At 65.5% G+C, this 12,611-nt stretch carries 10 protein-coding genes; 6 read left to right on the top strand and 4 right to left on the bottom strand.

Features of this window, described 5'->3' with window-relative positions:
- The 6 genes from ACFSCW_RS14530 to ACFSCW_RS14505 are packed head-to-tail and all read left to right on the top strand — an operon-like array spanning nucleotide 1 to nucleotide 5,992.
- A complete protein-coding gene (locus ACFSCW_RS14530; protein ID WP_380890683.1) occupies nucleotides 1-1,689 on the top strand; it encodes a type II and III secretion system protein family protein in 1,689 nt (562 codons plus the stop codon).
- A 23-nt stretch (nucleotides 1,690-1,712) separates the two neighbouring features.
- Nucleotides 1,713-2,336 (top strand): CpaD family pilus assembly protein, encoded by a 624-nt coding sequence (locus tag ACFSCW_RS14525; RefSeq protein WP_380890682.1) that lies wholly within the window; start codon nucleotides 1,713-1,715, stop codon nucleotides 2,334-2,336.
- Between the two features lies 1 nt (nucleotide 2,337).
- A complete protein-coding gene (locus ACFSCW_RS14520) occupies nucleotides 2,338-3,615 on the top strand; it encodes a pilus assembly protein CpaE (RefSeq protein ID WP_380890680.1) in 1,278 nt (425 codons plus the stop codon).
- A 15-nt stretch (nucleotides 3,616-3,630) separates the two neighbouring features.
- Nucleotides 3,631-4,596, top strand: a complete 966-nt coding sequence (locus ACFSCW_RS14515) for a type II secretion system F family protein (RefSeq protein ID WP_380890678.1) — start codon at nucleotides 3,631-3,633, stop codon at nucleotides 4,594-4,596.
- A gap of 10 nt (nucleotides 4,597-4,606) precedes the next feature.
- Nucleotides 4,607-5,590: a type II secretion system F family protein gene (locus ACFSCW_RS14510; RefSeq protein WP_380890677.1), complete on the top strand. Its 984-nt coding sequence runs from the start codon at nucleotides 4,607-4,609 to the stop codon at nucleotides 5,588-5,590.
- Nucleotides 5,591-5,644: 54 nt separating this feature from the next.
- Nucleotides 5,645-5,992 (top strand): hypothetical protein, encoded by a 348-nt coding sequence (locus ACFSCW_RS14505; protein ID WP_380890676.1) that lies wholly within the window; start codon nucleotides 5,645-5,647, stop codon nucleotides 5,990-5,992.
- Here ACFSCW_RS14505 and ppdK read toward each other — a convergent pair.
- The 4 genes from ppdK to ACFSCW_RS14485 form a co-directional block, all read right to left on the bottom strand.
- Entirely contained in the window at nucleotides 5,989-8,652 is a 2,664-nt protein-coding gene (gene ppdK / locus ACFSCW_RS14500; RefSeq protein ID WP_380890674.1) for a pyruvate, phosphate dikinase, read from the bottom strand. The genes ACFSCW_RS14505 and ppdK overlap by 4 nt on opposite strands.
- Before the next feature lie 172 nt (nucleotides 8,653-8,824).
- Nucleotides 8,825-11,326, bottom strand: a complete 2,502-nt coding sequence (glyS, locus tag ACFSCW_RS14495; RefSeq protein WP_380890672.1) for a glycine--tRNA ligase subunit beta — start codon at nucleotides 11,324-11,326, stop codon at nucleotides 8,825-8,827.
- Nucleotides 11,323-12,195, bottom strand: a complete 873-nt coding sequence (locus ACFSCW_RS14490) for a glycine--tRNA ligase subunit alpha (RefSeq protein ID WP_380890670.1) — start codon at nucleotides 12,193-12,195, stop codon at nucleotides 11,323-11,325. The genes glyS and ACFSCW_RS14490 overlap by 4 nt, the downstream gene beginning before the upstream one ends.
- A 157-nt stretch (nucleotides 12,196-12,352) precedes the next feature.
- Nucleotides 12,353-12,610 (bottom strand): hypothetical protein, encoded by a 258-nt coding sequence (locus ACFSCW_RS14485; protein WP_380890667.1) that lies wholly within the window; start codon nucleotides 12,608-12,610, stop codon nucleotides 12,353-12,355.
- Nucleotide 12,611 lies beyond the last annotated feature (1 nt).

Below are 12,611 nucleotides of genomic sequence, written 5' to 3'. Positions count from 1 at the left end.
ATGCGTAATCACACGATTTTGACGCGGGTTGCGACGGCTGCCCTGGCGCTCGCCACGGTCGGCTTGCCCGCCGCAGCGAACGCCGCCCAAGGCGTCCGTCCGCAGGCTCGGGTGGCGAACCTGCCCGCCGGCACCCAGCGCCCGACCAGCGAAGTGCTGCTCTCGATCGGCCAGGGCCAGTTGGTCACGCTGCCGACCGGCATCACCAGCGTCTGGACGTCGAACCCGACGGTCGCCGACGTCTATGTCAGCAACCCACGCCAGATCCATCTTTTCGGCAAGGAAGCGGGCGAGGCGACGGTGTTCGCCACCACTGCGTCCGGCCAGGTCGTCTACGCGACGAACGTCCGCGTCAACCAGAACATCACGTCGATGGACAAGATGCTGCGGCTGGCGTTCCCGGATGCCGACGTTCAGGTGACGACCGCAGGCCAACTCGCCGTTCTCACTGGTACGATCGGATCGCCGGAAGACAGCGCAGCGGCCGAGCGGCTCATCCTGACCGCGCTCAATCCGGGCGTGAACCTCAGCGACCCCAACGCGGCGCTGAAGATGGGCGTCATCAACCGGCTGCGCACCGCGACACCGCTGCAGGTCAATCTGCAGGTGCGTGTCGCCGAAGTCAGCCGCGATCTCGCCAAGGAGATCGGCGTCAACCTGCTGACTCGCGACCAGACCGGCGGTTTCCAGTTCGGCATCGCCCAGGGCCGCAACTTCGGCACGATCGGCAACTTTGATACCTCGGCCTTCCCGAAGCTGGACGCGTCGTCGCTCTTCGGTCTCCCGGCGGGATCGATCAGCCTGCCGTTCAATCCGGCCACCGGCCAGTTCATCAATCCGAACAGCGGCACGGCGTTCAACCTCAACAATCTCGGCCAGGGTGCCGGCAAGACCGCGATCGCTCTGGCCGGCAAGCTGTTCGGCATCGACGTCGCCTCGGCGGTTGACCTCGCTGAGTCCGAAGGCCTTGTGACCACGCTTGCCAATCCGAACCTGACCGCGCTGTCGGGCGAGACGGCAAGCTTCCTGGCGGGCGGCGAAGTTCCGATCCCGCTGGCGCAGGGCCTCGGCCAGATCGGCGTCGAGTATAAGCAATACGGCGTCAGCCTCGCCTTCACGCCGACGGTATTGGGCGACGGCCGCATTTCGCTGCGCGTTCGCCCCGAAGTGTCGGAGCTGAGCACCACCGGCTCGGTCAAGATCAGCGGCTTCGAAATCCCCGCCTTCACGACGCGGCGCGCGGAAACGACGATCGAGCTCGGCTCCGGCCAGAGCTTCATGATCGGCGGCTTGCTCCAAAACCGCAACACATCGCTTATCCAGAAGGCTCCGGGCGTCGGCGACGTGCCGATCCTGGGCGCGCTGTTCCGCTCGAACGCATGGCGCCGGACCGAAACCGAGTTGATGATCATCGTCACGCCCTATCTCGTGAAGCCGAGCAGTGCGCCGATCCCATTGCCGACCGACGGTTACAAGTCGCCGACCGATGCCAGCCGCGTGCTGCTCGGGCGGAGCTTCAGCGGCGACACCGGCCATGGCCGGCCGGTCCCCACGATGGCGCCGCCGCAGGTTCAGACCGGCGGTAGCGGCGGAGAGGCTCAGGCGACGCCGGTCGTGCCGGTGCCGGCCAAGTCCGCCGCCAAGAAAACGGCCGAGGCGGCGCCCGCCCCCGGTTTCTCCCTCAAGTGATGCGCGCGCCCAAGGAGACGATGATGACGTTCAAGTCCCTCCCCCTGATCGGCCTCGCGCTGGCGCTGTCGGCCTGCGGGACCGTCAATCGCGGGCTCGAGTCCGTGCATCAGCCGGTCGTGCAGCGCACCGACTATGTGATCGATCTCGCCTCGTCCGGCGATCGGCTCGCCCCCGGCGAGCGTGACCGCCTCGACGGCTGGTTCCGCTCGATCGACCTGAGCTATGGCGATCGCGTTTCGATCGACGATCCCAGCGGCGGTTATGGCGTGCGCAGCGACGTCGACGTGTTGCTCAACCGCCGCGGCATGGCCAGCCTGCGCGGCGCGCCGGTAACCCCGGGCGCCGTTCCGCCGGGTTCCGTGCGTGTTGTCGTCAGCCGTGCAACAGCGAGCGTTCCCGGTTGCCCCGATTGGAGCCGCCCCTCGTCGCCTGAGTTCGTTGGTTCGACGACGTCGAATTATGGCTGCGCCACCAATGCTGCGCTCGCTTCGATGGTTGCCGATCCGACCGACCTTATCCAGGGCCGCGAGGCCGGCACGGCGCTCGATACTGTGGTCTCCAGCAAGGCGATCCGCGTCTATCGCGACGCCGCGCCGACCGGAACCACTGGTCTGAAGAACGAAACGACCAAGAAGGGTCAGTGAGATGAACGCACCCTGGAGCCCCACCCGATCGGCAGGTTTGCGCGATCCGTTCGTCGCCTATGTGTGCGACGACAGCGCAGCGGACGCGATCCGGCCCGTGGCCGTCGAAATGGGCTGGTCGCCCGAGAAAGTGGTTCGCGGCGGTCTGCGCGCGGCGATCCAGAATCTCGCGGTGGCAGCAAGCCCGAACATCCTGCTCGTCGATCTTTCGGAAACGACGGATCCGCTGAACGAGATCAACGGCCTGGCCGAAGTGTGCGAGCCGGGAACCGTGGTGATCGCCACCGGCCAGACCAACGATGTTCGCTTGTACCGCGACCTGGTCGCCAGCGGCATCCAGGATTACCTGCTGAAGCCCTTCCATCCCGATCAGCTTCGCGATGCCTTCACCCAGGCACAGGCGGTGTTCAACGCGCCCAAGACTGCGGAACAGTCGGTCGAGCGCCCGCATCTGATGATGGCGGTGCTGGGTGCCCGCGGCGGCGTCGGCGCCTCGACGGTGGCGGCGTCGCTCGCCTGGCTGTTCGGCGAAAAGGACAAGCGTTCGACAGCGCTCCTCGACCTCGACGTGCATTTCGGAACCGACGCGCTCGCTCTCGATCTGGAACCGGGCCGCGGCCTTACCGACGCGATCGAGAATCCGAGCCGCATCGACGGTCTGTTCCTCGAGCGCGCGCTGGTGCGTGTGAACGACAAGCTTGCGGTGTTGTCGGCGGAAGCGCCGATCAACCAGCCGCTGATGACCGACGGTTCGGCCTTCTTTCAGTTGCAGGAAGAAATCCGCACCGGCTTCGAATGCACCGTCATCGATCTGCCCCGGCATATGCTGGTGCAGCATCCGATGCTCGTGCAGGACCTGAACTCGGTCGTGCTCGTCACGGAAATCACGCTGGCGGCGGCGCGCGATTGCATCCGCTTCCTCGCCTGGCTGAAGACGCATGCGCCCAATGCGAGCGTGATCCTTGTCGCCAACAAGGTGCCGGCGTCCGGCGTGCCGGAACTCAGCCGCAAGGACTTCGAGGCGTCGATCGAGCGCAAGATCGATTTCGTGGTCGCCTATGACCAGAAGCTGGCGGCTCAGGCGGCCAAGCTGGGCAAACCGGTCGCGGAAGCCGGCAAGGGCGGTAAGGTCGCACTTGCCCTGAACGGGCTCGCCGGCCGGCTGATCGCAGCGTCTTCCAATGGTGCGGACAAGGACGCTCCGGCCGATGCCGGCAAGTCGCTGCTCGGCAAGATCGGCGAGCTGAAGGCAAAGCTCGCCAAGCCCAGCAAGGCATAAGGGACCAGAACGGCGATGATGCAGCTTCTCGTGCCGATGATCGGCGGGGCGTTCACCCTGCTGTTGCTGCTGCTCGCCTTTTCTGGTCCGTCCACCAGCAAAGCGCAGAAGCGCCGGCTGGACGGCGTGCGCGAGCGGCACGGGCGGTTCAACATGTCCGTCGAGGACAAGATGCGCCGCATCACCACGGCGCAGGACACGCGCATCGACAGTTTCGCCTCGCGCTTTCTGCCAAATCCGGCGCTGCTGAAGAAGCGGCTGGCGATGACCGGCAAGGAATGGTCGGTCGGCCAATACGCAATAACGAACGTCGGCATCGCGGTCGTGTTCGCCGCTCTCTTGCTCGTCAAAGGCGCACCGTTTCTGCTGTGCATCTTCGGCGGCCTGATGGTCGGCCTTGGCTTGCCGCACATGGCGATCGGCTATCTGATCAAGAAGCGCATCAAACAGTTCACCGTCCGCTTCCCAGACGCGATCGAGCTGCTCGTGCGCGGCCTGCGCGCCGGCTTGCCGATCTCGGAAACGCTGGGCGTCGTCTCGGCGGAACTTCCCGGGCCTGTCGGTGAGGAATTCAGGCTGATCACCGACAAGATGAAGATAGGCCGCACCATGGAAGCGGCGCTGCAGGAAACCGCCGACCGCCTGGGCACGCCCGAGTTCCAGTTCTTCTGCATTACGCTCGCCATTCAGCGCGAGACCGGCGGCAATCTGGCCGAGACGCTCAGCAACCTAGCCGACGTTCTCAGGAAACGTGCGCAGATGAAGCTCAAGATCAAGGCGATGTCGTCGGAATCGAAGGCGTCTGCCTACATCGTCGGCTCGCTGCCGTTCATCGTGTTCAGCCTCATCTGGATGATCAACCAGAAGTACATGAACAACTTTTTCACCGACGAGCGACTGATGATCGCCGGTATCGGCGGGCTTGTGTGGATGAGCATCGGGGCCTTCATCATGGCCAAGATGGTCAACTTCGAGATTTAGGGCAGCGACCATGCAGACTACCGGACCTACGCTGCTCGGCATCGACGTTCTGTGGGTAGCGACGCTGCTCTCGGCCGTCGCGACCTTCATGGTGCTGGTCTCGCTCTACGCGATCATGACCGTGCGCGACCCGATGTTGCGCCGCGTGAAGGCGCTGAACGATCGCCGCGAGCAGCTGAAGGCGGGCATTACTGCCTCGACCAAGCGGCGCGCGAAGCTCAATGCGCGGAACGAGACGACCGACTGGATGCGGTCGCTGCTCGGATCGCTGAAAGTGCTGCAGGACGAGCAGCTCAAGTCCGCTCAGATCAAGCTGATGCAGGCGGGCATCCGTTCGAAAGACGCCGCGATTGCGGTGATTTTCGGGCGCCTCGCGCTTCCGATCGTCTTCGGTCTAGGCGCGGTCCTGTTCATTTACGTGCTTCAGCTCTGGCCCGATTGGGGCGCGTTCAAGAAGTTCGGCATCACCGCGGCCGCGCTGATCGGCAGCTACAAGGCGCCGGACATCTACCTGAAGAACAAGATCACCAAGCGGAGCCATGCGATCCGCAAGGGCCTGCCGGACGCGCTGGACCTGCTGGTCATCTGCGCCGAAGCGGGCCTGACCGTCGACGCCGCATTTGGCCGTGTCGCCAAGGAGCTGGGCAAGGGGTATCCGGAGCTGGGCGACGAGTTCATGCTGACCTCGATCGAGCTCGGCTTCCTGACCGAGCGGCGCCAGGCGTTCGAGAACCTCGCCACCCGCGTCGATCTCGAGGCGGTGCGCGGCGTCGTCACGACCATGATCCAGACGGAGAAATACGGCACGCCGCTCGCCTCCGCGCTGCGCGTGCTCTCAGCCGAGTTCCGCAACGAGCGCATGATGCGCGCCGAGGAGAAAGCGGCGCGGCTGCCGGCGATCATGACGGTGCCGCTGATCTGCTTCATCCTGCCGACTTTGTTCATCGTGATTCTCGGCCCTGCGGCCTGCTCGATCGCCGATAACTTCAAATAAGGAACGGCAGCGCGCCACGGATCGTTTCTCCTTCGACACAGAAGGAGAGATGCCGTGGCGGCCGATTTTACCCCTGCTTTCTGGCTGATCCTGGGCCTGACGCTGATCCTCGGCTGGGTGCTGGGATTGATGTCCCGCTCCGGCGGCGGGCGGTACAAGCGGGAACTGGCCGCCGAACGCGAGGCGCATGCCGCGACCAAGCGGGACTATGAGGCCCGCGTTGCCGAGCACGACCGGCGCGCGGCAGAGCATGAGCGCCGCATCGCCGACTATGAACGCGCCCGCCCGGCGACCGCCTATCGCGACGGCGACCCGCGGCCTGACCTGCGCGGCGAGCCCGGCCCCGGCGAGCGGGTCGAGATCGACGCCAATGGCAACCGCGTGATCCGTCCGATTCGCTAGCCCTTCTTGAGGGCAGCCTGCGCCGCGGCCAGGCGGGCGATCGGCACGCGGTAGGGCGAGGCGCTGACGTAATCGAGGCCGGTCTGCTCGCAGAAGGCGATCGAAGCCGGGTCACCGCCATGCTCGCCGCAAATGCCGAGCTTCAGGTCCGGCTTGGTCGCGCGGCCGCGCTGGGCGGCGAGCCGGATCAGCTCGCCTACCCCCTCGACGTCGAGCGACACGAACGGGTCACGCGCGAAGATGCCCTTGTCGACATAGGTCGTCAGGAACCGCCCCGCGTCGTCGCGCGACACGCCCAGGGTGGTCTGCGTCAGATCGTTGGTGCCGAAGCTGAAGAACTGGCCGACCTCGGCGATCTCGCCCGCCTTGAGGGCGGCGCGGGGCAGCTCGATCATCGTGCCGACCAGATAGTCGATGCGGCGGCCCTTGTCCGCGAACACCGCCTCTGCCGCCTTGTCGATGACATCCTTCATCAGCTCCAGCTCGCGCTTGGTGGCGACGAGCGGGACCATCACTTCGGGGATCGGCGCCTCGCCGGTCTTCTCGGCGACTTCGACCGCGGCCTCGAAGATCGCGCGGGCCTGCATTTCGTAGATCTCGGGATAGGTGACGCCGAGGCGGCAGCCGCGATGGCCGAGCATCGGGTTGAACTCGTGCAGCTCCGCCGCGCGGCGCTTCAGCGCCTCGACACCGACGCCGGCGGCCTGCGAAACTTCATCAAATTCGCTCTCTTCGTGGGGTAAAAATTCGTGCAGCGGCGGATCGAGCAGGCGGATCGTCACGGGCAGGCCGGCCATGATCTCGAAAATCTCGGCGAAGTCGCTGCGCTGCTCAGGGAGCAATTTGGCGAGCGCCGCGCGCCGGCCCTTCTCGTCCGCAGCGAGGATCATTTGGCGGACGGCAGTGATGCGCGCCGCGTCGAAGAACATATGCTCGGTGCGGCAAAGGCCAATGCCTTCCGCCCCGAAGCCGCGCGCGGTGCGACAGTCGAGCGGCGTTTCGGCATTGGTGCGGACCTTCAGGCGCCGCACCTTGTCGGCCCAGACCATCAGCGTGCCGAAATCGCCGGCGAGCTCCGGCTGCACGGTGGGTACCGCGCCCGCCATCACTTCGCCGGTCGCGCCATCGATGGTGATGATCTCACCTTCCTTGATCGCGCGATCGCCGACGCGGAACAGCTTCGCCTTGCCGTCGATCGCGAGCGTGCCCGCGCCCGAGACGCACGGCCTGCCCATGCCGCGCGCGACGACGGCCGCGTGCGATGTCATGCCGCCGCGCGCGGTCAGGATGCCGCGCGCCGCGTGCATGCCGTGAATGTCTTCCGGCGAGGTCTCGATGCGGACGAGAATGACCGCATCGCCGAGCTCCGCGCGCTTCTCGGCGGTGTCCGCGTCGAACACGACTGCGCCCGAGGCCGCGCCGGGTGAGGCCGGCAGCCCCTTGGTCAGCACGTCGCGCGGCGCGTCCGGATCGAGCGTCGGGTGGAGGAGTTGGTCGAGCGCGGCGGGATCGACGCGGCCGACCGCTTCGGCCTCGGTGATCAGCCCTTCATTCGCCATGTCCACCGCGATCTTCAGCGCCGCCTTGGCCGTGCGCTTGCCCGAGCGGGTCTGCAGCATCCACAGCTTGCCGCGTTCGACGGTGAACTCGATGTCCTGCATGTCGCGATAATGGGTTTCGAGCAGATCGAACACCCGGGCGAGCTCGGCATAGGTTTCCGGCATCGCCTCTTCCATCGAAAGCGGCTTGGCGTTCGCTTCCTCGCGCGCGACTTTCGTCAGATATTGCGGCGTACGGATGCCGGCGACGACGTCCTCGCCCTGCGCGTTGATCAGGAACTCGCCATAATAAGCGCGTTCGCCGGTCGAGGGGTTGCGGGTGAAGGCGACGCCGGTGGCGCTGGTTTCGCCCATATTGCCGAACACCATCGCCTGGACGTTGACCGCCGTGCCCCAGTCGCCGGGGATTCCATTCAGCCGGCGATAGACTTTCGCGCGGTCCGATTCCCACGATCCGAACACGGCGCCGATCGCGCCCCAGAGCTGGTCATGCACGTCCTGCGGGAACGGCTTTCCCCATTGTTCCTGGACCAGCCTTTTGTACTCATCGACGAGCTTCTGCCAATCGTCGGCGGTCATGTCGGTGTCGAGGAAATGGCCCTGGTCTTCCTTGGCGATTTCCAGCGCTTCCTCGAAGCTGCCGTGATCGAGGCCGAGCACGACGTCGGAATACATCTGGATGAAGCGGCGATAGCTGTCCCAGGCGAAGCGCTCGTCGCCCGAGGTGGCGGCGAGGCCCTGCACCGTCTCGTCATTGAGGCCGAGATTCAGCACCGTGTCCATCATGCCCGGCATCGACACGCGCGCGCCGGAGCGGACCGAGACCAGCAGCGGGTCGGCGGCGTCGCCGAAGCGCTTGCCGGTGATGCCTTCGATATGGGCGATGCCGTTCGCGACTTCCGCCCTCACGCTCTCCGGGAAGCTCTGCCCTTCCGCGTAATAGCGGGTGCACATCTCGGTAGAGATGGTGAAGCCGGGGGGGACCGGCAGGCCGATCGACGCCATTCCGTCGAGATTGGCGCCCTTGCCGCCCAAGAGGTTCTTGTCGCCTTGCCCGCCGTCCGACACTCCGCCGCCGAAGCGGTACACGTATTGCGTCATTCCCGGTCCCTGTAATCTCAAGGGCTTAAGTGCCCGAAGTTGAGTAAATTGAAGTCGTGCGCGGTTAGCTTAGCCCTTGATCCAACCCCGCCCGTTCGCTTCGAGCGCAGTCGAGAAGCCTTGCGCCCACCGTTTCTCGACTTCGCTCGAAACGAACGGAGACTTCATCGTGTCAGCCCTCGATCCTGGAGAAGTCGGCGACCTGATGGACCGCGTCGCGCACGCGCGCGAGCAGGTTCAGCCGCGCTTCCCGCTTGGCAGGATCGGCGTCGTTGACTGTCACTTTTTCGAAAAACGCGTCCACCGGAGCGCGCAAACTCGCGAGTGCCGCCATCGCTCCCTCAAAATCCTCCGCCGCCACTGCCGCCCGCGCGCGCGGCTCGGCCGAATCGAGCGCGGCGATCAGCGACTGTTCCGCAGGATCGGGGGTGTAGGACAGGACTTTTTCATGGGCCGTGATCGCGTCGCGCAGATCCTCGGCCATGACAAAGGGGTCTTCCTCGCCGGTCTGGGGGATGCCTTGGATCATCCCCTCTCCCGTTCCGGGAGAGGGAGGGGCCCGCTCCGCGAAAGCGGAGTGGGAGGGTGAGGGACTGCCCTCACCCTGGCCGGCTGCGCCGGCCTGTCCCTCTCCCGCTCTGGCGGGAGAGGGGCTTTGCCACCCTTCCTTCTTCAAAATATTCGCCGCGCGCTTGTAGCCGGCGAGCAGGTCGCGGCCCTCTTGCCGTTCGACGAAGGATTGCAGCGCGCGGACGCGGGCGAGCAGGCGGACGAGATCATCTTCCCCGCCCAGCGCAAACACGGCGTCGATCAGGTCGTGCCGGACACCGGCTTCGCGCTGTTGGACTTTGAGGCGGTCGGCGAAGAATTCGAGGATTTCGAGCGAAAGCTGCTCTACTTCGAGCTGCAGTGCGGACTCGTAATTCTTGGAGAGAGGCAGCTTCTCAATCCGCGCAATCTCGATTGCTGCCTGCCCGAGCTGCTGCAGTCCAGTACGAACGTCTTCATTCTGATCGCACAAGAGATACAACGCCTTATCGAACAATGGCAAAAGCTTCGGACGAAGCTGATTTCGCACGATAAGTAGCTGCGACGCGATCGTAGAGCGTCGGATAGCAAATGGATCTTTTGAGCCGCTTGGCTTCTCGTCGATAGCGAAGAAGCAGACCAGCGTGTCCAGCTTGTCCGCCAGGCTGACCGCGACCGTGACCGGAGCGGTCGGCACTTCGTCGCCTTGGCCGACGGGCTTGTAGTGGTCGCGAATGGCGTCGGCGACGGCGTGGGGGTGGCCCTGGGCGCGGGCGTAGTAGCCGCCCATTATGCCCTGCAGCTCGGGGAACTCGCCGACCATGCCGGTGACGAGGTCGGCCTTGCACAGGCGGGCGGCGGTTTCGGTCATGTCCGCCAACGCCTCCGTTCCCCGGCGAAGGCCGGGGTCCAGTTGCTCTTCGGGCGACTCCTGGGCCCCGGCCTTCGCCGGGGAACAGTCCGCGCCGACGATCCCCTCTTCCACCAGCCATCTTGCCAGCTTCGCGACGCGCTCCACCTTGTCGGCTACGGTGCCGAGCTTTTCGTGGAAGACGATCTGGTCGAGCTTCTTGGCCTGATCCTCGAGGCGGACCTTCAGGTCCTGTTCCCAGAAGAATTTCGCGTCGGACAGTCGCGCGGCGAGCACCTTTTCGTTGCCGGCGACGATCGCCGCGCCGCCGTCGCTCGCCTCGATATTGGCGGTGCAGACGAAGTTCGGGGCGAGCCGCCCTTCCCCGTCCAGCAACGCGAAATATTTCTGGTTGGTCGCCATGGTGAGCTGGATCACCTCGGGCGGGACGTCGAGGAAAGCGGGGTCGAAGCTGCCCAGCAGCGGCACCGGCCATTCGGTGAGGCCGGCATTTTCCTTCAACAGCGCCTCGTCGCGGACGAGCGTGAGGCCGGCCTGCGCCGTCGCGGTGGTCGCGCCGGTGGCGATGATGCCCTCGCGCTCCTCATGGTCGACGATGACGTGGCACATGCGGAGCTTGTCCGCATAATCGTCGGCCGAGCCGATGGTGATGGGGCCGGGATGGTGGAAGCGGTGGCCGACCGTGGCAGCGCCGCTGCGTAGTTTTGTGGTCGCATCGCCGGACGAAAAACCGGTTCCCACTTTTTCTAGCGATGCTCCGATGCCGTCGATTTCGAACGGCACGATGTCTTCGCCCAGCAGCGCGACGATGCCCTGCAGCGGGCGGACCCAGCGTAAGGATTCGGTCGATTGCGAGGCAGCGCCCCAGCGCATCGACTTGGGCCAGGGAAAGGCGCGGACGATCGCGGGGATCGCCTCGGCAAGCACGTCTGCGGTCGGGCGGCCGGGCTTGTCGATCACGGCGAAGTATACGCCGTCGCGTTCCGCGAGCTGGTCCTGAGTGAGGCCGGTCTTGCGCAGGAAGCCTTCGAGCGCCTGGGGAGGAGCGGAGGTGCGCGGGCCTTTCAGTTCCTCGCGGACGGCCTCGGTTTCCGACGGCAGGCTGCGGGCGATCAGTGCGAGGCGGCGGGGCGTGGAGAAGGTCTCGATGCCTTCCGCCTTCAGTCCGGCCTTGGCGATCTCGGCCTCGAACAGCCGCGCGAGATCGGCCCGCGCCCGCTCCTGCATGCGGGCGGGGATTTCTTCGGAGAGGAGCTCGAGGAGGAAGTCGCTCACGCGGCCCACCCATGCTTCTCCATCCACGCCGAGCAGGCGCCTTTGGCGAGGTCGCGGACGCGGCCGATATAGGCCTGGCGTTCGGCGACCGAGATCACGCCGCGGGCGTTCAGCAGGTTGAAGATGTGGCTGGCCTTGATCGCCTGCTCATAGGCGGGAATCGGGAGGTTGCGGTCGAGGCAGTTTTCGCATTCGGCCGCCGCCTTGCGGAACAGATCGAACAGCGCCTCGGTGTTGGCGACCTCGAAATTCCAGGTCGACATCTCGATCTCGTTTTCGAGGAAGACGTCGCCATAGGTCACGCCGCGGCCGTTGAAATCGAGATCGTACACCCGGTCGACGTTCTGGATGTACATCGCCAGCCGCTCGAGCCCGTAGGTGAGCTCGCCGGCGACCGGCTTGCAGTCGAAGCCGCCCATTTGCTGGAAATAGGTGAACTGGGTGACTTCCATGCCGTCGCACCAGACTTCCCAGCCCAGGCCCCAGGCGCCGAGCGTCGGCGATTCCCAATCGTCCTCGACGAAGCGGATGTCGTGCTTGAGGAGATCGAGGCCGATCGCCTTCAGGCTGCCGAGATACAGCTCCTGCAGGTCGGGCGGGCTCGGCTTCAAGATCACCTGATACTGGTAATAATGCTGGAGCCGGTTCGGGTTCTCGCCATAGCGGCCATCCGTGGGCCGGCGGCAGGGCTGGACGAAGGCAGCGTTCCACGGGTCGGGGCCGAGCGCGCGCAGCGTCGTCGCCGTGTGGAACGTGCCGGCGCCCATTTCCATGTCATAGGGCTGCAGGATCAGGCAGCCCTGCTCGCTCCAATAACGGTGGAGGCGAAGGATCAGGTCCTGAAAGGAAGGCGGACGGTCGGCAGGCACGGCGTTCGCACCTGCACAATGCGGGCGGAGGGGTCAACACCCGCGCCTCGTCATCCCGAACTTGTTTCGGGACGGCCCGCGGCGCTCCGAGCCTGTCCGTTGAAATCTCGGTTGAGCCGACCCTTGTCCCGAAACAAGTTCGGGATGACGGTGGGGATCAGTAAGAGCTCTCGCCGTCGATCTGGTCGCGCTGGCGTTTGATTTCCTTCTGGCGGCGGCGTTCTTCCTTGGCGCGGCGTTCCTCTTCCTTGCGCAGCTCGCGGCCGCGCTTTTCGTCGGCCTCCTTCTGGCTGGTGGTGAGCTTGTCGGCGGTCCAGCCGACGGCCTTGACCGGCATCGTCGCGACGTCGAGCGCGGTCTTGGCGAGACAGCCGCCCAACGAGAGCGGCAAAATAAGCATAAGCAACAAACGCATA

Source organism: Sphingomonas tabacisoli (assembly GCF_042678385.1).
In the GTDB taxonomy this organism is placed as follows: Bacteria; Pseudomonadota; Alphaproteobacteria; order Sphingomonadales; family Sphingomonadaceae; genus Sphingomonas_B; species Sphingomonas_B tabacisoli.
Note: the sequence above shows the minus strand (reverse complement) of the source record. Positions and strands in the feature narration are given on the sequence as shown.

Excerpts from the sequence above, each read along its gene's own strand:
- ACFSCW_RS14510 (WP_380890677.1), top strand. The coding sequence starts at position 4,607 with ATGCAGACTACCGGACCTACGCTGCTCGGCATCGACGTTCTGTGGGTA.
- ACFSCW_RS14520 (WP_380890680.1), top strand. The coding sequence starts at position 2,338 with ATGAACGCACCCTGGAGCCCCACCCGATCGGCAGGTTTGCGCGATCCG.
- ppdK (WP_380890674.1), bottom strand. The coding sequence starts at position 8,652 with ATGACGCAATACGTGTACCGCTTCGGCGGCGGAGTGTCGGACGGCGGG.
- ACFSCW_RS14530 (WP_380890683.1), top strand. The coding sequence starts at position 1 with ATGCGTAATCACACGATTTTGACGCGGGTTGCGACGGCTGCCCTGGCG.
- ACFSCW_RS14525 (WP_380890682.1), top strand. The coding sequence starts at position 1,713 with ATGACGTTCAAGTCCCTCCCCCTGATCGGCCTCGCGCTGGCGCTGTCG.
- ACFSCW_RS14485 (WP_380890667.1), bottom strand. The coding sequence starts at position 12,610 with ATGCGTTTGTTGCTTATGCTTATTTTGCCGCTCTCGTTGGGCGGCTGT.
- ACFSCW_RS14515 (WP_380890678.1), top strand. The coding sequence starts at position 3,631 with ATGATGCAGCTTCTCGTGCCGATGATCGGCGGGGCGTTCACCCTGCTG.